The following is a 24,606-nucleotide window of genomic DNA, read 5'->3' as shown; positions in this document are numbered from 1 at the left end:
CTCATCAGTATGAAACTCCTTTCTTCTCTGCCCGGAACATCAACAGCGTCAGTACCATAATAATCAGAAACAGAATCACCGACTGCGCCGCTGCGCTTCCGAAGCGATAGTTAAAAAATGCATCCCGGTAAATCGAGTATACAATCAGATTTGTCGACTCTCCCGGACCTCCCTGAGTCAGCACTTTTACCTGACCAAAGGACTGAAATGCCTGAATGATATTGACCACGAGTGTGTAGAACATGATTGGGCTGAGTCCCGGAAGTGTCAGACGGAAAAATTTCTGCACTGCATTTGCCCCATCCACAGAAGCTCTCTCGTAAATACTCTCATCGATGTTGCTGAGTCCCGCGGAAAAATACAGGAAATTGATTCCGCTGTTGAGCCATGCCGTCAAAACTGCCACGCACACCAGCGCATATCTCTGGTCATTGATCCAGTTGATATTGAGTCCCAAAATTTTATTTACAATTCCGATTGAGGGGTGAAGCATAATCTTAAAAATCATTGCCGCCGAGCTTGATGCAATCGCCATCGGAAGTGCATAGGCTGTGCTGAAGATCCGGATTCCCGGAAATGCCTGATTGCAGAGAACCGCACCGAGAAGTCCGAGTGCCATTCCCCCAATCACAACAATCAATACGAAAATCGCTGTCACCATCAGACTATTGTAAAAGGATGGTGAGGTCAGAAGATCTACATAGTTTCCTGATCCGACAAAGATCTTTGCCTCTCCCATCTTATTTGTCTTATACATACTTAAATAAATCGTTTTAAAAAACGGATAAAACAGAAATACTCCAAAAATCAGCAGAGACGGAATCAGGTACCCGTATGCCCCGAGATTCCTCTTTTCTTTCTTCGTACTCATTTTTTTCTTTTTTCTTCCTTCCCATCAAATCTCTATTTAATTTGCATCCGGCTTTCGTTGCCAGTTTCTAGCTCTTCTAAGCTCTTTTAAGATTTTCTAACATTTCTGATTTTTCTAAACGCTTCTGGCATTTTCAGTTTTTCCGGTTCTTCTAGCGCTTTTCATTCTTCAAATTCATATACAGAAGGTTATCTCCCGTCTGTGCGTCAAAGAGTTTGATTTTTGTCATATCCGGATAGAGAGAAATCATTTCGCCCGGTCTCGTCTCACACGATGGATCCAACTTGACACAGGCATTTTCGCCCTCAATCTCGCCGTGAAGCAGAACCTCCGCCCCAAGTCCTTCTCTGACCATGACCTTCATCTGAAGCGTTCCTCTGTTTTGACCTCTGCCGAGCTTCTCTTTTTCTATCCGATCCGCACTCGTTTTCTCCTCCTTTTGGAGATGCAGATCCTCCGGTCGAATTCCGAGAACCAATTCTTTTCCAAGACCGCTCTGGTCTTTGATCCGCTTTGCTAGTAAGTCCGAGATCAAAAGACGGCTTTTACCTGCCTGCAAAAAGTAATTTCCATTCTCCACACCAGAACGAACCGGAAGAAAATTCATCGATGGAGAACCAATAAATCCTGCGACAAACTGGTTGATCGGATTGTTATAAATCTCATTCGGGGATGCAATCTGCTGAATTTCTCCCTCTCTCATCACAACAATTCGGTCTGCGAGTGTCATTGCCTCCACCTGATCATGCGTGACATAGACGATCGTGGAAGAAAATCTCTCATGAATTTTTGCAAGCTCCACTCTCATCTGGCTTCTGAGTTTTGCGTCGAGGTTTGAGAGAGGCTCATCCATCAGAAGAAGTTTCGGTTCCCGCACAAGCACACTTCCGATTGCGACTCTCTGCTTCTGTCCTCCGGAGAGTGCGGACGGTCTGCGGTCAAGCAGATGATCGATCTGAAGCAGTCTCGCGGTCTCTCTGACTTTTCGGTCAATCTCCGATCGATCCACCTTGTGAACCCGAAGTCCAAATGCCATATTTTCGTAAACACTCATATAAGGATAAAGTGCATAATTTTGAAAAACCATTGAGAGCTGACGCTGTCCCGGCTCCAAAAAGTTTGCAAGCTGTCCATCGATCCAGAGCTCCCCGGAACTAATCTCCTCAAGCCCTGCAATCATACGCATGGTTGTGGATTTTCCGCATCCAGAAGGTCCGACAAAAATGATAAACTCCCCATCCCGGATCTCCAGGTTGAACCTCTTCACCGCCCGAAATCCGTTGGAATACGTCTTTTCCACATTCACCAACGATACATTTGCCATTTGATTTTTTTCGTCTCCTTTATTTCGTTCTTCCATTTTTTTCTTTCATTTTGTATACAATATTATTTTAGGGAGACTTTGTAAAATCAAAAAGAAGCATCCTGTAAAATCATCGTAAATGATTTGATTTCACAGAATGCTTCTCTTCTTTCGTATTTTGTCTCTATTTTTGTCTCTATTATTTTGATACTTCGATAATAAAATTTTAATTTAAATTTTTTAAGTCGACGCTTGCGGAGCATATCGCTCAGATGGGAACAACCATTCTGAGTTACAGACTCTCCGCGCGCTCAATGATCTGGCGCTTGAAGTTGATAACCTCATGCTTGTACTCGCTGTCCATAAAGGAAGAGGTGATCAGAAAATCTGCGGTCGCCTTATTGATCGCCATCGGAATGTCGTACACCTGTGCAATTCGCATCAGTGCCTTCACATCCGGATCGTGTGGCTGAGCCGTCAGAGGGTCAGAAAAGAAGACTACAAAATCAATTCGTCCTTCCACAATCTTCGCACCAATCTGCTGGTCTCCACCGAGAGGACCACTGTTATATCCCTTTACCGTAAGCCCGGTATGCTCCGTGATCATCCGCGCTGTCGTTCCGGTTCCACACAGGTTATGCTTCGCAAGCACATCCTGATGCTCCCGGCACCAGTCAATCAGCTTCGATTTCTCATTGTCGTGAGCAATCAGAGCAATGTTCTTCTTTTTGCCAATCTTAAAAGTAACATACGTTTCTGCCATTCTTTTTCTCTCCTGTCTCTCTAAGAATTTCCAGACGCAACGAACTAACTCATTTTGAGCAACTATTCTTTTCCTGCCAGTTTCATTTCACTCAAGTGACTCAATTCTCGCAGAAGTCAAACGATCTCTCACCTTTACAGGAAAAATCTCTGCCCGCTCTCAGCATAGCACAGGAGAGAAGGGGGAACAAGTGAAATTCCGGTAAAGTTTTGTGAACATTTTTGAAAATATGATCAGCAGTAACGATGTTTACTCAGCTTTGCCTTCGCCCTCAGTCTTTCCTTCGGCATCAGCACTCTCAATATTCTCCGTGGCTTCTGATTCCACCTGCGGATTCATCATCGACTCAATCAAAGCCCAGATCTCATCTCTGCCCTGCTTTGTCTCAGCGGAGAACGGAATCACGATTCCCTCTTTCGGAATTCCAAGTCCCTCTCTGACCATCTTCACATGCTTCTGGATCTGACTGCGCTTGAGCTTATCGAGCTTCGTCGCGATGATGACCGGATGGTAGCCATTGGAGACCACCCAGTCATACATCAGCTTATCGTTCTCGGACGGCTCGTGGCGAATATCAATCAGAAGGAAGACGCAACGAAGCATCGGGGATTTCTGAAGGTAACGCTCAATCATCTTTCCCCACTTTGCCTTGACTTCCACAGATACCTTTGCGTATCCATATCCCGGAAGATCGACATAGTAGAGGGCGTCATTGATGTTATAAAAGTTGATCGTCTGCGTCTTTCCCGGCTGGGACGACGTTCTCGCAAGAGACTTTCGATTCATCAGCGCATTGATCAGGGATGACTTTCCGACGTTTGACTTTCCGGCAAACGCGAACTCCGGGTTCTCATTCTCCGGAAGTTTGCTTGTGATTCCGCAAACGGTCTCAAGTTCTGCTTTTTTGATAATCATTCTGCTTTTTCCTCCTGCGGTTCTGCAAACGCCTCTTTCACGACATCTTCCATCGTCTTCACAAACACAATCTTCAATCCGTCGGTGATCTCTTCGGAAAGCTCTGCAATATCCGGACGGTTCTTATCCGGCACAAGCACGGTTTTCATATGTGCCATCTTTGCTGCAAGGATCTTCTCCTTGAGACCGCCAATCGGCAGAACGCGTCCGCGCAGGGTAATCTCTCCGGTCATTGCGACACTTGCCTTGACCTTGCGGTCCGTCACAGCGGAGAGCATTGCGGTTGCCATCGTGATGCCCGCAGACGGACCATCCTTCGGCACAGCGCCCTCCGGGATGTGGATGTGCATGTCATGCTTTGCAAAGTAATCGTCTGCAACTCCATATTTCGGGCAGATTGAGCGTACAAACGTCAACGCCGTCTGTGCGGACTCCTTCATCACATCTCCGAGCTGTCCGGTAAGTTTGAGTTCTCCCTTGCCCGGCATCACATTGACCTCGATCTGAAGCGTATCACCTCCGACACTCGTCCACGCAAGACCGCGCACGATTCCGACCTCATCGGTCTCATTCGCAGCCTCATAGGTGATCTTTTCTTTTCCGAGATAACGCTCAAGATCGTTCTCCGTCACAGAAATCACCTGATCACGGTTGTCGAGGAACTCGCGTGCGGACTTGCGGCAGATGTCTCCGATCCGGCGCTCAAGGTTGCGGACTCCCGCCTCTCTCGTGTAGTTGTGAATGATCTTTCTGAGAGCGTCATCGCTGATCATCAGCTCCTTCTCAGTCAGTCCATTCTTCTCAAGCTGTTTGCCGACCAGATAATCCTTTGCGATGTGGAATTTCTCATTCTCGGTGTAGCTGTTGACCTCAATGACTTCCATACGGTCAAGCAGAGGACCCGGGATTGTCTGGGTCGTATTTGCTGTCGCAATGAAGAGCACATTTGACAGGTCAATCGGAACTTCAACATAGTGGTCACGGAACTTCACATTCTGCTCTCCGTCGAGAACCTCGAGAAGTGCGGAGGATGTATCTCCCTTGTAATCACTGCTGACCTTATCGATCTCATCGAGGAGCATCAGCGGGTTGGAGACTCCTGCCTGACGCAGACCGTCGACAAGACGACCCGGCATTGCTCCGACATAGGTCTTTCTGTGACCACGGATCTCTGCCTCATCGCGGACACCGCCGAGACTGATGCGCACATATTTCTTGTTCAGCGCACGCGCAACCGAGCGGGCAATCGAAGTCTTTCCGGTTCCTGGCGGGCCGACAAGACAGATGATCGGACTGCTTCCCTTCTTCGTCAGCATGCGGACTGCGAGATACTCAAGAATTCTCTCCTTGACTTTCTCAAGTCCATAGTGGTCAGCATTTAAAATCTCCTCCGCATGATGAATGTCGTTGTTGTCGCGGGACATCTTATTCCATGGGAGTTCGAGAAGTGTCTCGACATATGTACGAAGGACATTTGCCTCCTGGCTTCCCCCCGGCATGTTGCGGAAGCGGTCAAGCTCCTTCTTGAGCTTCTCCTTGACTTCCTTGCTCGCCTTCAGCGCCTTAATCTGCTTCTCATACTCATCTGCATCGGAGATCGGGTCTTCGCCGAGTTCCTCGCGGATGATCTTCATCTGCTCTCTGAGAATGTAATCCTTCTGATTCTTGTCAATGCTCTCCTTGACTTTCTGCTGGAACTCTCTGCGAATCTCAGCGATCTCGACCTCATTGGCAAGATTCTTCACGAGAACACCGTAACGTCCCTCGGCATTCATCGCCTCAAGGTATTCCTGACGAACAACATACTCCCACGGCAGTTCGCTCGCAAGGCGCGTCATCAGAGGCTCGAGATCCTTCGTTGCGAGAAGACCCGGCAGGATCTCCTTTGCAAACTTTGCATGCTGATGGCTGTAAGCCTCCGTCTTCTCTTTCAGAACGCGAAGCATCGCCTGCTCCACCACATACTCCGGCTCTTCCTCCGGCTCAACCTCCATGATCTCGCCGACAAGCATAGGCTCCGTCTGATCGAGGGAAAGCAACTCGACTTTCTCCTGACCATCGACCATCACGCGGACAATTCCTCCCGGCATCTTTACAAGCTGTTTAATCAGGGCGATCGTTCCAATGTGATAGAGCTGTTCGAGTGTCGGGTCCTGATCCTCCGGATCTCTCTGGGTTACCAGACAGATCTTCTGATCTCCCACCATCGCCTTTTCCACGGCAGAGATCGACTTCGGTCGGCTGATGTCAAAGCTGACCGTCATATGAGGAAGAACCGTCAGCCCACGCAGGGCAATCACCGGCATCGTCATTATCGTATCTTCCATATTTTTTCTCCGTTATTTTCTATTTCTTGTAACTGTTCAGTACCTTCACAGTCACGAGCAAAAATCCATTGGAAATTGCTTTAGTTACTATGTTTCTCTCTTTTCTCTTTGATATACAGAATGGGCTGTCGCAAGAGAGCAGACCCGGTTTTGCCGATGGTTCTACTCTGCAACAGCCCCTTCATACCGGCAGACCGACTTACGCGATCTCACCTGATTTTTCTTTTTTGATTCTCTGAGCCAGGTTCTTGCGCGGTACATTCATATCTCGGTATACCAGCTCCGGCTCTCCGGTCCGGTCGATCACATCCTTCGTGATGGTGCAGATTCCGACGTTATTGTCAGACGGCACCTCATACATCAGATCCATCATCGCACCCTCAAGAATCGAGCGCAGACCTCTTGCTCCGGTCTTTCTCTCCACTGCAAATTTTGCAACTTCCTCAAGTGCCTCCGGTGTGAACTCCAACTTTACATCATCTAACTCAAACAGCTTCTGATACTGCTTGATCAGCGCATTCTTCGGCTCGGAGAGAATCCGTACCAGCGCCTTCTCATCGAGCAGATCGAGAGAAACCGTGATTGGCACACGACCGATAAACTCCGGAATCAGTCCAAACTTCACGAGATCCTGAGGTTCTACTTTCTTGAGCAGTTCATCAATATCTGCCTTGTTCTTCTCCACGATCTCAGCATTGAAACCGATTGAGCCTGCACTCAGACGGCTCTCAATGATCTTCTCAAGACCATCAAACGCACCACCGCAGATAAACAGGATATTGGTTGTATCGATCTGCAAAAGCTCCTGATGCGGATGCTTTCTTCCACCCTGAGGCGGAACACTCGCAACCGTTCCCTCCAGAATCTTTAAGAGTGCCTGCTGAACTCCCTCTCCGGAAACATCTCTGGTGATGGAAACGTTCTCCGACTTTTTCGTGATCTTATCGATCTCATCAATGTAAATGATACCGTACTGTGCACGGTCAATATCGTAATCTGCTGCCTGAATCAGTTTCAGAAGAATGTTCTCCACATCCTCACCGACATATCCTGCCTCTGTCAGTGCGGTCGCATCTGCAATCGCAAACGGCACGTTCAGGATCTTTGCCAGTGTCTGTGCCAGATACGTCTTTCCGGAACCGGTCGGTCCGAGAAGAAGAATGTTGCTCTTCTGTACATCCACATCCATGTTCTTGCCGGATGTGATTCTCTTGTAATGATTGTACACGGCAACAGACAGCACTTTCTTTGCGGCATCCTGTCCGATTACATACTCATCAAGGAACTCCTTAATCTCCTTCGGCTTGAGCAGGTTGATACTGCTTAAATCCAGTCCCGCATTGTCGTGCTCGTCGAATTCCTCTTCCAGAATCTCCGCGCAAAGGTCAATACACTCGTCGCAGATAAACACGTTATTGGAACCCGCAATCAGTTTCTTTACCTGATCCTGGGTCTTTCCGCAAAACGAGCATCTGACTCTGTCATCTGTTCTGTTGGGCATATCGCTACACCTCTATCCTTTCCTTGATCTTAAAGCATCTCCGGGACATTCTGGATCACCCCCTGCATGAACGAAATCATGCGTGATCCTCCCGAGAGATGCTTTTGCGTGCGCCTTCCGCCATTTTTATTTTAATGATTTGCAATCACACGGTCAATCAACCCGTAGTTCATTGCTTCCTCTGCGCTCATATAATTATCGCGCTCTGTATCCCGGCAGATCGTCTCATAAGACTGACCCGTATTGGCTGCAAGAATCTCATTGAGTTTCTTCTTGGTCTTTAAGATATTCTCTGCCACAATCTGAATCTCGGTTGCCTGTCCTCTGGCACCGCCGGAAGGCTGATGGATCATGACTTCCGCGTTCGGAAGTGCAAATCTCTTGCCCTTTGCGCCACCTGCAAGCAGGAATGCGCCCATGCTGGCTGCCATACCGATGCAGACTGTGGAAACATCGCACTTGATATAATTCATCGTGTCATAAATTGCCATTCCGGCAGTTACAGAACCGCCCGGACTGTTGATATATAAATTAATATCCTTGCCCGGATCTTCAGATTCCAGGAAAAGAAGCTGTGCTACGATCAGGCTTGCTGATACGTCAGTCACCTCTTCACCAAGGAAAATAATTCTCTCTTTTAATAATCGGGAATAAATATCGTAAGAACGTTCTCCTCTGCTGGTTGACTCAATCACATAAGGTACTAATGCCATCGTCAAATCCTCCATACAAAACGGACCGGGATGCAGTCTCATGCATCCTTTGCCAGGTGCACTGCATCCCGGCCCTTTTAACTATACCCGCAAATATCCGGATTTATGCGGAAACGGCGGATCGGAATCCTCTTCCGCTCTTTTTTCAATTAAACCAGCTTTGCCTGTGCTACCAGGAAATCAGCTGCCTCCTGAACTGCCATATCTTCCTTCATCTGCTTTAAGCCGTCTTCGCCCATGATGTTCTTAACCTGCTCAACTTCCATCTTGTAGGTCTCAGCCATCTTCTTCAGCTCAGCCTCAACGGTCTCCTCAGATACCTCGATGTTCTCAGTCTTTGCAACTGCCTCGAGTACCAGACGAGCACGGATACGGCTCTCAGCCTGCGGCTGCATCTGCTCTTTCAGCTGATCCAGAGTGGTGCCGGTGAACTGCAGATACTGATCCAGAGACAGACCCTGGCTCTGCATTCTGCGAGCGTAGTCGTTGATCATGTTGGTAACCTGCTGGTCTACCATCGGAGCCGGGATGTCCATGGTTGCGTTGTCAACAACCTTCTGAACAACCTTGTTCTCGTTCTCAGCACTAGCCTGCTTCTCTTTGGTCTCAGCCAGCTTCTTCTGAAGATCTGCCTTGTATGCATCTAAGGTCTCGAACTCGGAAACCTCGCTTGCAAACTCATCGTTCAGCTCCGGAAGCTCTTTGCTCTTGATCTCTTTGATCTTTACCTTGAATACAGCCGGCTTTCCTGCCAGCTCTTTTGCATGGTACTCCTCCGGGAAGGTTACGTTTACTTCTACTTCCTCGCCTGCGTTCTTGCCAACAAGCTGATCCTCGAAGGTATCGATGAAGGAGTGAGAACCGATCACCAGGGTGTAATCCTCAGCCTTTCCGCCCTCGAACGGAGTTCCATCAACAAATCCTTCGAAATCGATCACGGTCTGATCTCCGTCAGCTACCGGACGATCCTCAACTGCTACCAGACGGGAGTTCTGCTCCTGAACCTTCTTCAGCTCGTTCTGGATATCCTCATCGGTTACGTCAGCCTTTGCGCCTTCAACCTCAACACCCTTGTACTCGCCCAGGGTTACTTCCGGCTTAACTGCAACTGTTGCGGTGTAGATGAACGGCTTACCCTTCTCGATCTGCTCAACGCCGATCTCCGGTCTGGAAACGATCTCCAGTCCGCTCTCTTTTACAGCATCACCGTAGGTTGCGTCCAGAGCTTCCTCGATTGCATCCTCGTACAGAACGCCGACGCCATACATCTTCTCAACCATTGCCTGCGGTGCTTTTCCCTTACGGAAACCAGGAATGTTGAACCGGTTCTTATTCTTGTTGTAAGAAGCGGTAAGAGCCTTCTCGAACTGCTCTGCCGATACTTCTACGGTCAGTTTTGCCATGTTTTTTTCTAACTTCTCTACCTGTAAACTCATTTTATGGGTTCCTCCTTAAATCTATGTATGGTCGTCACGGCAGGGCGCCACACTTCAAGTTACCATTATAGCATAGTGTTTTCTTAATTACTAGCCCTATTTTTGCCTAAATATACGCTCTTTTCCGCGAAAATACGCCGTTTTTTGTTTTTTCTACTCTCGGCTCCTCCAGCGAGATAAGTCCGCGCAAACTCGCTCTCGCTCCGGGTAAATCAGCGGAAGCGTCACTGGCGCTTCCTCGATACGCTGAGCGGACGTAGCGGTGCATAAGGTCGCAAAGTACGCGACCTAAGCACCGACGTCTCACACGGGTTTGCCCGGACTTTCTCGCATTCCGTCGCCTTCCATCATCTCAAACCATATTCTTTTACCAAAATCAATTTTTCACTTATTTTAAATACCAGCTATAATTTCTCTAAAAATCTTAATGCTAATAGATTATTATATAATTTCCACGTTTATAAGCAATTCGATCTAAAATCTGATATACTGTTTATGAGCTATTTTTTATCTACCTTTTTGCAATACACTGATAAATAAACGCAGTGTAAAACTATATACATTTGGAGGATTTTGAATATGGAAATTGAGAGAAAATATAAGATCGAAACACTTCCTGACGGATATGAAAATTTTCCATCACGGATGATTGAACAGGCTTATCTCTGCACCGATCCTGTCGTTCGTGTTCGCCGTGACGGAGATGAATATTACATGACATACAAATCTCATGGTCTTCTCGCACGCGAGGAATACAATCTGCCACTGAATGAAACCGCTTATCTGCATCTTCTTGAAAAAGCCGACGGCATTATCCTCAGCAAACGCAGATACCGCATTCCGATCGAGGGAACTGCTCTTACAATCGAGCTTGATATTTTTGAAAGAGATTATCAGGGACTGATTCTTGCAGAAGTAGAATTTCCAACAGAAGAAGAAGCTCTCGCCTTCACTCCGCCTGCATGGTTTGGCAGAGATGTAACTTTCACTGGAGAATATCAGAACAGTAAATTGAGCAAGGGACTATAAAAAATAAACTTCTTTATCTAATCTGGTGAACCTAGTCCAACAATGTGAGAACAAGTTTGCACGACTTATTCCATCGGAGGAGTTCCCTATATTTATAATTGGAAATTGAAAAACAGCACCTAGTGGTGCATCATCCCCATCACGCAGACAACTAAAAACAAAATTACAAGTCCCGCGATAATCATATCCAGTTGTTTTACAGTCAGCGGAATCCGATCATAAAGTCGTTCCTTCGGCGGGAGAGACGCACGATACTCTTTTAAGCGCTGATTTTCTTCTCTGAGTCGCTGATTCTCCCGCTCCAGCTCTGACATCTCCGTCATCTTTAGTTCCTGTTCTTTTTCTGCCATATCTTTCACCTTCCGTTTTATTCCATTTATTCCGCTCTTTTCACTATCTTTCATCGTCGACATTACCAAACTCGCTAAAACAATATAAACATAAAGCATTCCAGCCCTCTCAGACCGAAATGCTTTATGAAAAAAATCAATATCCTTTTATGTAACACAAACGACGTATCGAAATCCTCTCGATTTCTCGCTTATTTCTTGGCAATGTACTTTCTGATATCCAAAGCGATTGCAACGACGATAACGATACCCTGTGCGATGTACTGGTAGTTTGTATCTACGCCCAGATACTGTAAGCAGGTCTTCAAGATCTCGAATACCAGAACGCCGATCAGAACGCCGGAGATCTTACCGATACCACCGTTTACAGATACACCACCGATCGTACATGCTGCGATTGCCTCAAGCTCCCAGCCGTAACCCATGTTTACGGAAGAACCACCGGACTTTGCACCTACAAGGAAACCACCCAGTGCGTAGCAAGCTGCTGCGGTGATGTAGATGAGGATCTTTGTCTTCTTCGTGTTAACACCGGCAACCTCTGCTGCCTGCTCGTTACCACCGATTGCGTACATATATTTACCATGAGGCATCTTGTTGTAAACGAACCACATTGCAAGACCAACTGCCAGTGCGATGATGAACAGATACGGGATGACACCAAAGAGCTGTCCCTTTGCAACCTCGGTGTAAGCCGGACGATAACCACCGATCGGGGTTGCGTTCGTGTAAACAAGGCAGACACCGTAAACGATCAACTGCATACCCAGAGTGCCGATGAATGCCGGAACCTGAAGGTAAGAAATAACAAGACCATTAATTGCACCAAATACACAGCAAACTGCCACGCAGATCAGCAGAACTGCCAGTACCCACCAGGTTCCGAAGAACGGAAGGTTCGGGAAGAACTTACCACTGTAATCTGCCTTCTGAAGCAAAGTACCTGCGATGCAGGCTGCCAGACCTACCATACGTCCTGCGGACAGGTCCGTACCTTTTGTGATCAGACATCCGGAAACGCCACAAGCGATGATGAATCGCGGTGCTACGTTTAAGCATACGTTTTTGATGTTACTCGGTGAGAAGAATGTCGGCTGCATGATGCCGGTGTAGAGTGCCAGCAGTACCAGCACAACAATGATTCCGTTATTGATAAGGAAATCTTTCGCATTAAATTTTTTTGCTGTCATGATTGAACCCTCCTGACTGGATTATTTTTCGGCTGATTTTCCACGAAGATCAAACTGCGTTGCACACGCCATGATCTGCTCCTGAGTTGCCTCTTCGCCCTCAAGCTCTCCGGTGATGTGACCGTTACACATAACAATGATACGGTTCGACATACCGATTAGCTCAGGCATCTCGGACGAAATCATGATGATGGACTTGCCCTGTTTTACCAGATCGATCATGATCTGATAAATCTCATATTTTGCACCTACATCGATTCCTCGCGTAGGCTCGTCCATGATCAGGATATCCGGGTTGTTTGCCAGCCAGCGGGCGATGATTACCTTCTGCTGGTTACCACCTGAAAGCGACTGAATCAGGGTCTTACCACTCGGAGTTTTGATATTCAGCTTCTTGATGCTGTCCTGTACAACTGCATCGACTTTTTTCTGGTCAATCACGCCAGCGTTCGTATAGTGTTTATAAGAAGCAATCGCAGTGTTATCATTGATGCTCAAACATCCGAGAATACCGGTTCCTCGACGGTCCTCCGTGATCATTCCGATCGAATCATCGATCGCATCTTCCGGACGCTTGATCGTCACTTCCTTGCCGAGAACTTCGATCTTACCGCTTGCGACGTGGCGCATTCCGAAGATCGCCTCCATCATCTCGGTACGCTGTGCACCGACAAGTCCACCAAATCCAAGGATCTCACCGCGTTTCAGTTCAAACGAGCAATCCTGGAACGAGCGCTCATGAATACTGCACAGGTGCTCAACCTTCAGAACGGTCTCATTCGTCCGGTAATCCTCCTTCGGCGGGTAAACATTCGTCAGCTCACGACCTACCATCTGCTTTACGATCTCATCATCAGAAATATCTGCCATCTTCCATGAACCGACATACGTTCCATCTCGCATGATCGTGATGTCATCGGAGATCTGACGAAGCTCTGCCATCTTGTGACTGATGTAGATCATTGAAACACCTCTCGATTTCAGATCACGGATGATTCGGAACAGCGCCTCAACCTCATTATCCGTCAGCGAAGAGGTCGGCTCATCAAGAATTACGAGTTTTGCATTCTGGCTGACCGCCTTTGCGATCTCAACCGACTGCATCTGACCGATGGAGAGTGTTCCGAGTTTCATCTTCGGATCAAAATCCATCTTTACATTTCTCAGCCATTTCTCGGCTTCCTCATTCATCTTTTTGTGATTAATCATCCGAAGCGGACCCACGCCCTTCATCGGGTATCTTCCCAGATACATATTCTCTGCAATGGAACGATCCGGAATCGGCTGAAGCTCCTGATGCACCATCGCAAGACCTTTCTTGAGTGCCTCATCCGGGTTTGCAATGTTGACCTGCTCTCCATCAATAAATACCTTTCCCTCATCCATCTTGTAGATGCCGAAAAGACATTTCATCAGAGTTGATTTTCCTGCTCCGTTCTCTCCCATCAGAGCGTGAACGGTTCCGGGACGCACTTTCAAGCTGATTCCGTCCAGAGCCTTAACGCCAGGGAAGGACTTGCTCACTCCAACCATTTCCAGTCTGTACTGTTCTGCCATCCCGTTTAACTCCTTTCCTTCCTGCCATATTTCAGAAAAATCGGGTGTGTCCGTGGACACACCCGGTTCCTGTCTTTCAAAGAGGTTCTAATTTATTTCAGCTTGTCCAGAATCTCCTGAGCGTTGTCCTGGGTAACCTTGATGTAGTCAACCATGTTCACCGGATCAACATCCTCACCCTTCAAGTAGCCTACTGCACAATCAGCAGCCATCTTAGCCTGAGAGAAGTGATCGTTGAATACGGTACCGGTCTGCTTGCCATCGATAACGTTCTGAACAGCCTCGGTCAGAGCATCAACACCTACCAGATAAATATCCTCGTTTACGGTACGTCCAGCTGCCTCGATTGCCTGTAAAGCACCAAGTGCCATTGCATCGTTATTACAGAAGATAACCTCGATCTTATCGCCGTACTGGTTTAAAGCATCCTGTGCGATCTGCTGAGCCTTTGCCTGATCCCAGTCACCACGCTGTTTTAACAGCTCCTCAACCTCCATGCCCTCATCGGTCAGAGCCTTTACAGAGAATTCGGTTCTGTACTGAGCATCTACGTTCTCCGGGTCACCCTGAATCATGATGTAAGAAACCTTGCCATCTCCGTTGATATCGCCCTTATTCTCGGTCTCGTAGATTTCCTGACCCTGATAGGTACCGGACTGTCTAGCGTCACAACCTACATAAGTAGCCGGGATCTTCTCATCTTTCCATCTGGTCTCCTCAGCCTCATCCGGCTCACGGTTGATGAATACAACCGGGATTCCAGCCTCCTTACACATATCGGTGATCTCCGGTGCGGAAGAAGCCTGTACCAGGTTCAGGATCAGAACGTCGTACTTCTGGGTGATGAAGTTCTGAATCTGGTTGGTCTGCTCTGCCTGATCGCCCTTACCATCCTGGATAACAACGTTCTCAGCCTTGAATCCAAGATCCTCGGTCAGGTAACGCTGTAACTCGGTTCTGTACAGAGTCATGAAGTTATCATCGAATTTATAAATGCTGACGCCGACTTTCTTATCAGAAAGATCAACATCACCTGCAGCTTCCTTTACTGCCTCAGCGGTGCTTGCTGCCTCGGTTGCTGCTGCCTCAGTCTTTGCTGCCTCGGTCGGTGCTGCGGTAGTTGCACTGCTGGAAGTGGAACCTCCACATGCTGTCATGGACAGAATCATTGCAGATGCCATAGCCATTGCTGTTACTTTCTTCGTTAATCTCATAGTGTAAATCCTCCCTCTACATACATGAAATCATTGTCGAATTTTGTTTACTTTGTCCCATCGACACCTATATTATAGCCCTTCGCTTTGTATTTTTCTATAAGATTTTCTTTTCGATTTTATGGATTTTTTTCGATTTGTCATCTTTTTTACTATTTTTCGGCAAAAATTCTCTGTTTGCTCCAGTAATATTTACCATTTTCCAATTCCATATTCTCCGGAATCTCCTCGCCGAGTGCTTTTGCCGTCGCAATCTTCATGATCGCTCCTGCATACTCCTTCTTATCCGAAGAGACAGTGCCGAGCATTTTCCCTGCATGCACCGCATCAAGCCCCGCTGTCGTCGCATCGATTCCGACAACGGTGATCCCGTACACCCCAGCGCGGTCGATCGCGTCAATCGCTCCAAGCGCCATATCGTCATTGTTGCTGACCACAAGCTCAATCTCCCCCGGATATTGCTCAAGCCACTGCTCCATCAGTGCGGATGCCTGACTGCGCTCCCAGTTTGCAATTCCACCTATCACTTTCTCGATCGGAACACCCGCGTCCTTGAGCGTCTGAATCGACCACTCGGTCCGAATCAGCGAATCCTGATGACTGCTCTCGCCCTCGAGAAGCACATAGCGGACAACGCCGTCCCCGTTTCGGTCAATGCTCGCTGGATCTTTCTTGTACTGATCCGTGACGATCTGCCCCTCAAGCACAGCGCTCTCCTTTGCGTCTGCACCGACGTAGTAGAGCTGATCCCAGCGGTTCATATCCTCCTCCACCGGCTGACGGTTGAAAAAAATCGTCGGAACGCCCGCCGTCATCGCCTTGTCAATGATCGACGATGCCGAAGTCCGATCAACCGGATTAATCACAAGCACATCACAGCCAAGCGAAAGAAAACGCTCGACCTGATTATTCTGCGTGTTCTGATTTCCCTTTGCAGACTGGATGTCAAGCGTGACCTTGATTCCATTTTCCTGCTCATAGGACTTGGCACTCTCCTCAAGCTCGCTCCGCAGATTGTTGATAAACGTATCCTCTGCCCGATAAAGACTGACCCCGATCCTGATCGATTTCTTCTGCTCCGCCCTCTGATTTGACGGCGTGCACCCGGAAAGAAACATCCCGGAAACAAGCACTCCCCAAAAAAGCAGTTCAGAAACAAATGCTCCAGAAACACTTCGCCCGAAAGTCATCCATCTAAGGCTCTTTCGTTCCTCTCTTTTTGTCCATCCCATCATCTTGCATCTCCTCCCTTTTCTCCCCTCCCAAAAACTCCTATCACTCCAGATGAATATTATGGAAAATCCACTACTCAATCGGATAGAGCATTTTTTCATACTTCGGATTTCGCAGATCCTCTTTCTCTATATAATAATCTGGTAGAACAATCGGGTCCTGCACCGTCTGATTCTTCGCCACTGCAACTGCCTGCCGGACACTCAGATATCCGAGACTGAACTCATCCGTGACACAGACTCCACGAATAATCCCCTTATCCAGCTCATTTAAGATTTTCACCGTTGTGCCCCTGCCGTAAAGCCCCTTCACATACGTCTGGTAAACACTGCTTCCTGCAAGAATATCCGCTGTCATCTCCAAACTCTTCGGATCAAGCGCAAGAATCACTGCCGTCCCGCTCTCCGGATAAACAAGTGACTCGATCGTGCTCCGAAAGTTCTCCCCTTCTCCCGGATCACTGATCCGAATCGCTGTCCGCCCCTCCTTCTCAAGCGCGGAAGAAATGCCATCGTAAAACCGTCTAACCTTTGAATTTTCTTTTTCTCCTCCAAATACATAGAACCTCACATCCGGCTCATTTTCCTCAATCGCCTTCCTGGCAAGTGTCTTTCCCATCTCATACGTGTCTGTCATCACCACCGCCGACACCTTGTCCATCGGAAGTTCTGTCCCGATCACGACAATCGGCACGGAAATCTGCTTGTCTGCAAGTGCATTTTCCAGACTCGTCTCATCGACTGCCACAGAGATCAGCACTCTCGCCCCGTCCTGCTGCTCCCTCATCAGCAGATCAATCTGCTGATCCGTCTGATTTTCCTCATAGAGGGTGACGAAACGCACATCGGCGTGGAATTCGATTCCCGCCTGATCCATGCCTTTCTTAAAATTGACATAGTACTCGTCGCTCGTCGTGTCTGCGACAATCGAGATCGGGCAGATCTCCTGCCTTCGTTCCTTGATAATCAGATCCGTCGAAGAAAGCAGATACAGAACGACGAGAAACAGCACATACACCGCCACAAATAATTTTTCTCTCGCTTTCATCACACGTCCTTCTCCTTCCCCGCATCCGCCGTATTTCTAATATTCCCTGTGTTTCCTATATTGTTTGTATTCCGTACATTTCCTGTATGTGCTGAATTCTCTGGTCTCTCCGCCTTCTGCTCTTTCTCTATCTTCTGCTCTTTCTCTTTTTTCTCCTTTTCTAAGATCTCTGAATACGGCACTGCCGGCAGATGAATCCGGATCGTTGTTCCCTCATCCGGCTCCGACTCAATCTCAAGTCCGTAAGTCTCTCCAAAATAAAGACGAATTCTCTCGTTCACATTTTTGACTCCGATTCCAGACCCCCGCTTTGAGGAGACATGAGGCGTTGTCGAAGTCAGAAGATTCTCCGCCTGCTCCTGCGTCATGCCAAGACCATTGTCCTGAATCGTAAAGCACAGCCCGCTCTCCTCCGTCTCCACGCGCACAAGAATTTCGCCGTCCCCATCCATGAATTCCATCCCGTGATAGATTGCATTCTCGACGAGGGGCTGGAGCATGAGCTTTAGACTCGCCATCTCAAGCGTCTCCGGATCTGCCTCAATCTCATAAGTGAACTTGTTCTTAAAACGCATCTGCTGAATCATCAGATAGTTTCGCACATGCTCAAGTTCATCCTTCACCGGAATGATGCTTCTGCCCTTGCTTAAACTGATGCGGAAAAACCGCGCAAGTGCCGTCACGACTTTGACTGCCTCCGCCTTCTGCTCATTCTCGATCATCCAGACGATGATGTCGAGTGTATTATAGAGGAAATGTGGGTTGATCTGGGATTGGAGCGTGTCAAACTCACTCTTTCGCTTTGACTCGTGTTCTGCCACAATATCGTCCATCAGCACCCGAATCTGCTTTGCCATGCTCCGGATCGATCTTCCGAGATGGCGAATCTCATACGAACCACCCTCATAGACCTTCGTGTCAAGTTCTCCCGCCTCAAGCGCATTTACCGACTTTTCAAGCTCCTGAATCGGTGTTGTGATCCGCGAGGAGATGAAGCTGTTGATGATAATCAAGACAAAGAGGAAAAATGCGAGAATAAAGATCAAAAACAGATTTGTCTTGATCATATTGAGCGTGATTCCGTGCTCCGGCGTCACCCCGACAATCCTCCATCCCGTATATCCGACGCTCTTAACCGTGATCTCCCGCTTTCCCCCGAGATACGTTTCCCGGTAAGCTCCATCCCGGTAGGCGGATGCCGACTCAAGGTTCTCCTGCACAATCCCCGACTCGATCAACTGCATCTGCGGATGGTAAATCAGCTCCCCTCCGCTTCCGATCATGTAGAGATACCCCTGGTTTCCGAGTGTGATGTTATCAAGCAGTTGTTGAAGACTGCCGTAGCCGACATCGAGAAGCAAAACACCCTGCTCCGTCGACGTTCCCCGCGTGATCTCGACTGCACGGGAGACTGTGATCACCCAGCGATACTGATTTTCACTGTTATCAAAAATGTACTGCACATGAGGAATTGTAAAGTGCACATTATCTGTCCGCTCAAGCGTCTCCTGAAACCAGTCCTCCTGCGTCACATCAAGGTCCGACTTTAATCTCGCAGCGGGAACTGCCTGCAACAGTTCCCCCTCCCGCGACAAAAGAGCAATATTTAAAACCGTATCCTTGTTGTTGTCATAGAGAATCGTCATCTCCCGATTCATCACATCGGACCTCACATCTGAGGTTACATCCGCATTCTTGACAACTCCGTAATAGAGTGAGTCCGACAATTTCATGATCGTGCGCAGATATGAGTCGACCGAGCGATTGAGCATTGTGATCATTCCCTGGTTTTCCTCGAGAATCGTCGCCGTCATCTGACCGGACAGACGCCCGTAGAGCGAAATTCCGATCAGAATCATTGCCGAGAGCGCACTGACCGTAAAATACAGATAAATCGTATTTCGGATGCCGAGATCTCCCCATCGCCCGCTTCCTTCCCGTTTTTTCATAAATCCTCCCTCTTTAGCCTATCTACTGTGCCTGACGGAAGCGGGTCGGAGAGACTCCAAAACGCTTCTTGAACACATAGCTGAAATAATTCTGCTCCTGATAGCCGACTTTCTGAGCGATGATGTAAGTCTTGTCATCCGTCGTATTTAAAAGCTCGACCGCCTTGTCAAGGCGCAGTTGCGTCAGATATCCCACATACGTCTGACCTGTCTCCTTCTTAAACATCGTGGAAAAGTACGCGGGACTCAGGTGAAGCTGACGGCAAACCATCTCAACAGAGAGATCCGGATTCTGGTAATTTTCCTGAATGTACTGCTTTGCATCGAGAATCATGCGCTTTGCCGTGTTGTCTCTCTCCCGTCCCATCATCTCACTGATTCGACATGCCGTCCGGATCAGCCACTCCTCAAACTCTTCCCGATTCTGCATCGCGTCCGGGATCTCCTGATATTTCTCCGGAACCTGCAACACCTCGGACGCATTGAGGTCATACTGCTGAATCAGGCGCATCAGCACATTGATCACCGCCATCATATAAATCTGCTGTTGGCGCACATGCACCTTTGCGTCTTCCATCCGCGCCGTGATCTGCTGCACCATCTCCTCGATCTTTTCTCTCCCGCCAAATTTGATTGCACCGATCAGTTCTGCCTCTTCTTTCGCATCAAACTGGAGTTTTCCGCGGTTGACCGGCTCCATATCGTTGATGTAGATCGTGCTTCCCGGTCCCACAATCGCCTTGTATCCGAGCGCATCAACTGCCGATTGATACGAAACTCCAAGTTCTTCTAAGCTCTGACTGCTGTGTCCGATTCCGATCGTGACCGTGACTTCCAGAATTCTCCGACACTCCTTACAGATGTCACCAAGCTGATCAATCAGGGCTGTCTTTGTCTTGTCATCATCGATTGCGACGATCAGGGCCAGACCTTCGGAAGTTGCAAAGACTGCATTTCGGCAATAAGGTTTTAAGTTATCCTCAATCAGACGGCGCACCGAGATCGGAATCAGTTCCTGATGATGGGCGAGGGGACCGGCTTCCGGCTCAATCCCGATCACTGCCGTGACCCACTTGCGCGCGCCGATAAGATCGATCTCATACTCTTTGAGGCGCTTCTCGGTGTCCTCCTTGCCATTCCCACTGATGAGTTCATTCAAAAACAGCTCTCTGAGAATCGGAAGGCTTTTCAGGTAACTGTCCCGCAAAAGATCGAGATTTCTTCTCTGTTCAATCTCCTTGTCCAGATTTTCACGGACACGCGTCAAAATCTCCGTGAGTTCCTCCACGTTGACAGGCTTTAAAATGTACTCCGTCACATTCAGCTTGATCGCCTGCTGTGCATACTCGAAATCATCGTATCCAGAAAAAATCAGCACCTTCATCGACGGATATTTCTGCCTGATCTTTGCAATCAGTTCCAGCCCATCCATGTAGGGCATGCGGATATCAGTCATGATCACATCCGGCTCAAGCTGTTCAATCTTCTCAAGTGCATCCTGCCCGTTCTCGGCATCCCCCACAACCTCAAATCCGAGAGTCTCCCAGTTGATTTTTTTGATGATTCCCTTTCTGACTTCCTCCTCGTCATCCACAAGAATAATTCGATATAACCCCATTCTGTCTCTTCTCCCTTCTGCCATTTACCGATTTGCTTCTGTTTTGCGTCTTTTTGTCATTTACGGATTCGTCTGTTCTGTTTCTTTGAATTGAATTTGTCTGTTTATTTGGCTCTGCTTACTTTTTTACTTCTTCTGCTTCTTTTGCCTCTTTCAGTGCCTGCAAAAGTTTTTTGTTCTCCGCTTCCGTCCGCACGCAGATGCGATAAGATCCCGCTCCCACTCCCCGGTAATTTGCACAATCGCGAATCAGAATCTTTCTCTCCATGCAAAACGAAAACAGCGTCTCCGGATTGTTCTTTTCCCCCTGTGACTCCCACGGAACTTCAAAAAACAGAAAATTCGCCTCCGACGGATAGATCCGATAGCCAAGTGCCTGCATGCAATCGCTGATTCGTTCTCTCTCACTTCGAATCAGAGCATGCGCTTGCTTTACATACGCCTCTCCCTGATTGCCAAGACAGGCAAGTCCGGCTTTCTGCGCCGGCAGAGAGACATTCCACGGCTGACGACGCTCGCGAAGGCGCACTTTCCAACTTGGATCTGCGACGAGCAGATATCCGAGTCGGAGTCCGGCAATCGCATAGGTCTTTGTGAATGCACGAAGAACGATCAGGTTCTTGTGCGAAGTCTCTCCCTGTCGAAGAAGCGGAATCACCGAAGTTCGATCCGGTTCATCAAGAAACTCCTGAAAACACTCATCGACGACGAGAAGAATGTTCTTTTTCTCACAGAGCTTTACGAGTTTCTCAAGCTCTGATCGACTCACACTGATTCCGGTCGGGTTGTTCGGATTGCAAAAAAAGATCAGATCCAGATCCGATTTTTCTGCGACTGTCTGACAGAGCGCTCTCATGTCCGGTCGAAAATCCTGTTCGCGCGAAAGAAAAAAATGCTCCACCTGACACCCCACACTCCCAAGCGCAAACTCGTACTCCGAAAATGTCGGTGCGAGAACCATTGCCCGCTTCGGGTGCATACTATTTACGAGCTGATAAATCAGATCGCCCGCTCCGTTTCCACAGATCACTTGAGTCGCGCCCAGATTGTGAACTTCTGCGAGGCGGCGACAGAGTCTCCGACACTCCGGATCGGGATAACGATCCAGCGACAAAATGCTGTCTGCGACTGCCGTTTTGACAAAATCCGGTACTCCAAGTGGATTGATATTCACCGAATAATCGAGATATTCTCCACTCGTTTGCTCCTCATAATTTAAAATCCCGCCATGAAGCCTCTGATCCATAACATGCCTCCCACTCCCGCAATCAGGGCTAGAAACGACGCCGTCATCATCAGGCGATTGACCCGAATGATGTCCTGTGCTTCCGCATGGCGCGTCTCATCCCCGATAAACGGTTTTTTCACCAGTTTTCCAAAATACCACGCATCTCCGGCAAGACGAAGTCCCAGCGCTCCCGCACATGCTGACTCTCCCTGTGCGGAGTTCGGGCTCTTATGGCAGTGACGGTCTCTTCGCCAGATCTTCCATGCGCTCTTTCCATCGTATCCCGGCAAAATCCACGCCCCCACAACAAAGCAGAGCGCACCAAAACGCGCCGGTATCCAGTTCACGACATCATCGAGATGCGCGGAAACCCTGCCAAAATAGAGATAGCGGTCATTCTTGTAGCCCACCATCGAGTCGAGCGTGTTGACTGCCTTATAAAAAAATCCCCCGAGAGGGCCAAAGAAAAACATCCACATCATCGGCGCAATCACACCGTCCGAGGCATTCTCTGCGACCGTCTCGATCGCTGCCTTTGTGATGCCCTCCTCTGAGAGAGGTTTTGTGTCTCTGCCAACGATCATGGAGACCGCATATCTCGCTCCCTCGACATCTCTGTTTTGAAGTGCCCGACACACTTTCATACTCTCATCCCGAAGCGAGCGCCCTGCAAGAAGCTGTCCGCACATCACTGCCATGATGATTAATTTCAACTTGGGATGAATCCAGCATGCTACACAAAGAACCAGCCATGCGCAGAATACGCTGACTGCCGGAACAAGCACGGCAAGTACCCCACCTGCCACAAGCTCTCCGCCTTCTGTCTTCGGAAAAATCGCCCGAAGCTTTTTCTCCAGAAAGGAGATCAGCCATCCGATCGAGCGAACCGGATGCCACCAGTTCTGCGGATCTCCGATCAGAAGATCAAGCACGGCTCCCACGCAGAGCACTCCCGCATATTCCGGAATATTTTCCAGTATCTCCCGTAGTATCATCATGATTCTTTTCTTCCTCTTGTTTCTAAATTCATTTTGGATTTCTTTTAAATGTTATCGAATCCTCTGCGGGATTCCGCAGATCATGCGAAATACCTGATCGGCATGCGAAGCAAAGAGCTGACCTGCGACTCCCGCCTCGTCCCGATACTCGCGCTCAAATGCATCGATCGGGACAATCCCACATCCAACTTCATCGATCGTGACAATCTCCGGTGCAGATTCAAGAAGTTCTCTTGTGAATACTCGCGGATCGCCCCCCACTTTCATGACGCTTCGCACAAATGCATGAAGATTCAAGATCAGATCTGCTCCAATCGCCATTTTCGGCTCATCTGAATTGCCATCTGCAATGCGAAATCCATCTTCCTTGCTTTCACTCAAATCATTCAAGCACTGCTTCGCATACTCGGTCTGCCCCTGCCCGCGTCCTCCGACAATCAAAATCATCGTTCTGTTTCCTTTCTCTGCTCAAATATTCTTGCTCACGGCGCATTAAATCTTGTTTCATTTTGTTTAACCTTGCGTCCATTAATCCATTACCACACAAGCAAGCCGTATCCTGCAACCACCAGATACATCACAAGCTCCGCCGACTGCAAAAAATGTCCTGCAAGATCACCGGTCATTCCGCCAAACTCATGCACCGCCATATGATAATAATGCCGAAACACCAACAATTCCGCTCCCGCCATCAAAAGTGCCGGAATCCATCCCGCAAAATACACAAGAAATGCCATCGCAAGAATCCACCACAGAATCATCGTCTGCTTCACCGTGCGATCTCGCGCCCCCGTCGCAAATGTACTTGCAAGTCCATTTTTTCTTGCTTTTGGAAATCCCACAACCGACCATCCGCTCAGCGCCCTCGTCATCACATAGATAGCTCCGACTGCCGGAAATGCAACTATTTTGAGTTCCGACCACGCAGAAAGATAGAGAAGCAGATAAACTCCGTAGCCGATAACAGCAAATGCCCCAGTATTCGGGTCTTTTAAGATCTCAAGTTTTTTCTCTCGATCCGCAAACGAACTGTGTGCGTCCGTCGTGTCAAGAAATCCATCCATATGAATTCCTCCGGTAATCAACAATGGAATTGCCGTCCCGATACAGCAGACAGCGATTTCACCGAGTCTGACTTGCTGTGCAATCCACATAAAGACACACACAACCGCTCCAATCACAATCCCGATTGCCGGAAAAAAACAGAGCGCATACTGCATTCCCGCTTCCGTCCACTCCGTTCGTGGCATTGGAATCCTTGAATACATCGAAAAGGCGATGATAAAGCTCTCCCGCCAGTTTCCTTTTTTCTGTCCTCTATGTTTCTCTTGATTCTCACTGGTTTTCTCTTCGGTGATCGTTTT

21 protein-coding genes are annotated in these 24,606 nt (G+C 48.3%); 1 reads left to right on the top strand and 20 read right to left on the bottom strand.

What is annotated here, in order from left to right:
- Positions 1-4: 4 nt before the first annotated feature.
- The 8 genes from AC4EVX_RS09660 to tig all read right to left on the bottom strand — a co-directional run bounded on the left by AC4EVX_RS09660 (position 5) and on the right by tig (position 9,829).
- On the bottom strand, positions 5-871 hold the full coding sequence (locus AC4EVX_RS09660) for an ABC transporter permease subunit (protein WP_177977747.1): 867 nt from the start codon (positions 869-871) through the stop codon (positions 5-7).
- 151 nt (positions 872-1,022) lie between these two features.
- On the bottom strand, positions 1,023-2,195 hold the full coding sequence (locus AC4EVX_RS09655) for an ABC transporter ATP-binding protein (protein ID WP_177977746.1): 1,173 nt from the start codon (positions 2,193-2,195) through the stop codon (positions 1,023-1,025).
- A 271-nt stretch (positions 2,196-2,466) separates the two neighbouring features.
- A complete protein-coding gene (locus AC4EVX_RS09650; RefSeq protein ID WP_177977745.1) occupies positions 2,467-2,937 on the bottom strand; it encodes a methylglyoxal synthase in 471 nt (156 codons plus the stop codon).
- A gap of 249 nt (positions 2,938-3,186) precedes the next feature.
- Positions 3,187-3,852, bottom strand: a complete 666-nt coding sequence (gene yihA / locus AC4EVX_RS09645) for a ribosome biogenesis GTP-binding protein YihA/YsxC (RefSeq protein WP_177977744.1) — start codon at positions 3,850-3,852, stop codon at positions 3,187-3,189.
- A complete protein-coding gene (lon, locus tag AC4EVX_RS09640; protein WP_490160095.1) occupies positions 3,849-6,179 on the bottom strand; it encodes an endopeptidase La in 2,331 nt (776 codons plus the stop codon). The genes yihA and lon overlap by 4 nt, the downstream gene beginning before the upstream one ends.
- A gap of 199 nt (positions 6,180-6,378) precedes the next feature.
- Positions 6,379-7,680 carry an ATP-dependent Clp protease ATP-binding subunit ClpX gene (gene clpX / locus AC4EVX_RS09635; protein WP_308451887.1) on the bottom strand — a complete coding sequence of 434 codons (1,302 nt, stop codon included), beginning with the start codon at positions 7,678-7,680 and terminating at the stop codon, positions 6,379-6,381.
- 131 nt (positions 7,681-7,811) lie between these two features.
- Positions 7,812-8,393, bottom strand: coding sequence for an ATP-dependent Clp endopeptidase proteolytic subunit ClpP (gene clpP, locus AC4EVX_RS09630; protein WP_177976872.1), 582 nt, complete (start codon positions 8,391-8,393; stop codon positions 7,812-7,814).
- Positions 8,394-8,542: 149 nt separating this feature from the next.
- A complete protein-coding gene (tig, locus tag AC4EVX_RS09625; RefSeq protein WP_490160094.1) occupies positions 8,543-9,829 on the bottom strand; it encodes a trigger factor in 1,287 nt (428 codons plus the stop codon).
- A gap of 579 nt (positions 9,830-10,408) precedes the next feature.
- Between tig and AC4EVX_RS09620 the strand changes: the two genes are divergently transcribed.
- Positions 10,409-10,858 (top strand): CYTH domain-containing protein, encoded by a 450-nt coding sequence (locus AC4EVX_RS09620; RefSeq protein ID WP_177976870.1) that lies wholly within the window; start codon positions 10,409-10,411, stop codon positions 10,856-10,858.
- A 119-nt stretch (positions 10,859-10,977) separates the two neighbouring features.
- Here AC4EVX_RS09620 and AC4EVX_RS09615 read toward each other — a convergent pair whose 3' ends face one another.
- The 12 genes from AC4EVX_RS09615 to AC4EVX_RS09560 form a co-directional block, all read right to left on the bottom strand.
- Entirely contained in the window at positions 10,978-11,208 is a 231-nt protein-coding gene (locus AC4EVX_RS09615) for a hypothetical protein (protein WP_308451739.1), read from the bottom strand.
- Positions 11,209-11,399: 191 nt separating this feature from the next.
- Positions 11,400-12,398 (bottom strand): ABC transporter permease subunit, encoded by a 999-nt coding sequence (locus AC4EVX_RS09610; protein WP_177976869.1) that lies wholly within the window; start codon positions 12,396-12,398, stop codon positions 11,400-11,402.
- A 21-nt stretch (positions 12,399-12,419) separates the two neighbouring features.
- The gene (locus AC4EVX_RS09605) at positions 12,420-13,955 is read right to left on the bottom strand and encodes a sugar ABC transporter ATP-binding protein (protein ID WP_308451741.1); all 1,536 of its coding nucleotides are present in this window, start codon (positions 13,953-13,955) and stop codon (positions 12,420-12,422) included.
- A 92-nt stretch (positions 13,956-14,047) separates the two neighbouring features.
- Entirely contained in the window at positions 14,048-15,169 is a 1,122-nt protein-coding gene (locus tag AC4EVX_RS09600; RefSeq protein WP_177976867.1) for a substrate-binding domain-containing protein, read from the bottom strand.
- A 152-nt stretch (positions 15,170-15,321) separates the two neighbouring features.
- Positions 15,322-16,287 carry a galactose ABC transporter substrate-binding protein gene (locus AC4EVX_RS09595; protein ID WP_490160105.1) on the bottom strand — a complete coding sequence of 322 codons (966 nt, stop codon included), beginning with the start codon at positions 16,285-16,287 and terminating at the stop codon, positions 15,322-15,324.
- A 187-nt stretch (positions 16,288-16,474) separates the two neighbouring features.
- The gene (locus AC4EVX_RS09590; RefSeq protein ID WP_177976866.1) at positions 16,475-17,449 is read right to left on the bottom strand and encodes a substrate-binding domain-containing protein; all 975 of its coding nucleotides are present in this window, start codon (positions 17,447-17,449) and stop codon (positions 16,475-16,477) included.
- The gene (locus AC4EVX_RS09585) at positions 17,449-19,398 is read right to left on the bottom strand and encodes a sensor histidine kinase (protein ID WP_490160093.1); all 1,950 of its coding nucleotides are present in this window, start codon (positions 19,396-19,398) and stop codon (positions 17,449-17,451) included. The genes AC4EVX_RS09590 and AC4EVX_RS09585 overlap by 1 nt, the downstream gene beginning before the upstream one ends.
- 22 nt (positions 19,399-19,420) lie before the next feature.
- Entirely contained in the window at positions 19,421-21,016 is a 1,596-nt protein-coding gene (locus tag AC4EVX_RS09580) for a response regulator (RefSeq protein ID WP_177976864.1), read from the bottom strand.
- A gap of 118 nt (positions 21,017-21,134) precedes the next feature.
- The gene (locus AC4EVX_RS09575) at positions 21,135-22,262 is read right to left on the bottom strand and encodes an aminotransferase class I/II-fold pyridoxal phosphate-dependent enzyme (RefSeq protein ID WP_177976863.1); all 1,128 of its coding nucleotides are present in this window, start codon (positions 22,260-22,262) and stop codon (positions 21,135-21,137) included.
- Positions 22,232-23,242, bottom strand: coding sequence for an adenosylcobinamide-phosphate synthase CbiB (gene cbiB / locus AC4EVX_RS09570; protein ID WP_490160092.1), 1,011 nt, complete (start codon positions 23,240-23,242; stop codon positions 22,232-22,234). Before cbiB ends, AC4EVX_RS09575 begins: the two co-directional genes overlap by 31 nt.
- Before the next feature lie 51 nt (positions 23,243-23,293).
- The gene (locus tag AC4EVX_RS09565; RefSeq protein WP_177976862.1) at positions 23,294-23,689 is read right to left on the bottom strand and encodes a bifunctional adenosylcobinamide kinase/adenosylcobinamide-phosphate guanylyltransferase; all 396 of its coding nucleotides are present in this window, start codon (positions 23,687-23,689) and stop codon (positions 23,294-23,296) included.
- Between the two features lie 89 nt (positions 23,690-23,778).
- The gene (locus tag AC4EVX_RS09560) at positions 23,779-24,600 is read right to left on the bottom strand and encodes an adenosylcobinamide-GDP ribazoletransferase (RefSeq protein ID WP_490160104.1); all 822 of its coding nucleotides are present in this window, start codon (positions 24,598-24,600) and stop codon (positions 23,779-23,781) included.
- Positions 24,601-24,606: the final 6 nt, after the last annotated feature.

Source organism: Brotaphodocola sp. (genome assembly GCF_983179755.1).
The sequence above is the reverse complement of the archived record's forward strand: the minus strand, read 5'-3'. Positions and strand labels throughout refer to the sequence as shown.

Coding starts and splice junctions, on each gene's coding strand:
- AC4EVX_RS09660 (WP_177977747.1), bottom strand. CDS start 871: ATGAGTACGAAGAAAGAAAAGAGGAATCTCGGGGCATACGGGTACCTG.
- AC4EVX_RS09655 (WP_177977746.1), bottom strand. CDS start 2,195: ATGGCAAATGTATCGTTGGTGAATGTGGAAAAGACGTATTCCAACGGA.
- AC4EVX_RS09650 (WP_177977745.1), bottom strand. CDS start 2,937: ATGGCAGAAACGTATGTTACTTTTAAGATTGGCAAAAAGAAGAACATT.
- yihA (WP_177977744.1), bottom strand. CDS start 3,852: ATGATTATCAAAAAAGCAGAACTTGAGACCGTTTGCGGAATCACAAGC.
- lon (WP_490160095.1), bottom strand. CDS start 6,179: ATGGAAGATACGATAATGACGATGCCGGTGATTGCCCTGCGTGGGCTG.
- clpX (WP_308451887.1), bottom strand. CDS start 7,680: ATGCCCAACAGAACAGATGACAGAGTCAGATGCTCGTTTTGCGGAAAG.
- clpP (WP_177976872.1), bottom strand. CDS start 8,393: ATGGCATTAGTACCTTATGTGATTGAGTCAACCAGCAGAGGAGAACGT.
- tig (WP_490160094.1), bottom strand. CDS start 9,829: ATGAGTTTACAGGTAGAGAAGTTAGAAAAAAACATGGCAAAACTGACC.
- AC4EVX_RS09620 (WP_177976870.1), top strand. CDS start 10,409: ATGGAAATTGAGAGAAAATATAAGATCGAAACACTTCCTGACGGATAT.
- AC4EVX_RS09615 (WP_308451739.1), bottom strand. CDS start 11,208: ATGGCAGAAAAAGAACAGGAACTAAAGATGACGGAGATGTCAGAGCTG.
- AC4EVX_RS09610 (WP_177976869.1), bottom strand. CDS start 12,398: ATGACAGCAAAAAAATTTAATGCGAAAGATTTCCTTATCAATAACGGA.
- AC4EVX_RS09605 (WP_308451741.1), bottom strand. CDS start 13,955: ATGGCAGAACAGTACAGACTGGAAATGGTTGGAGTGAGCAAGTCCTTC.
- AC4EVX_RS09600 (WP_177976867.1), bottom strand. CDS start 15,169: ATGAGATTAACGAAGAAAGTAACAGCAATGGCTATGGCATCTGCAATG.
- AC4EVX_RS09595 (WP_490160105.1), bottom strand. CDS start 16,287: ATGTTTCTTTCCGGGTGCACGCCGTCAAATCAGAGGGCGGAGCAGAAG.
- AC4EVX_RS09590 (WP_177976866.1), bottom strand. CDS start 17,449: ATGAAAGCGAGAGAAAAATTATTTGTGGCGGTGTATGTGCTGTTTCTC.
- AC4EVX_RS09585 (WP_490160093.1), bottom strand. CDS start 19,398: ATGAAAAAACGGGAAGGAAGCGGGCGATGGGGAGATCTCGGCATCCGA.
- AC4EVX_RS09580 (WP_177976864.1), bottom strand. CDS start 21,016: ATGGGGTTATATCGAATTATTCTTGTGGATGACGAGGAGGAAGTCAGA.
- AC4EVX_RS09575 (WP_177976863.1), bottom strand. CDS start 22,262: ATGGATCAGAGGCTTCATGGCGGGATTTTAAATTATGAGGAGCAAACG.
- cbiB (WP_490160092.1), bottom strand. CDS start 23,242: ATGATGATACTACGGGAGATACTGGAAAATATTCCGGAATATGCGGGA.
- AC4EVX_RS09565 (WP_177976862.1), bottom strand. CDS start 23,689: ATGATTTTGATTGTCGGAGGACGCGGGCAGGGGCAGACCGAGTATGCG.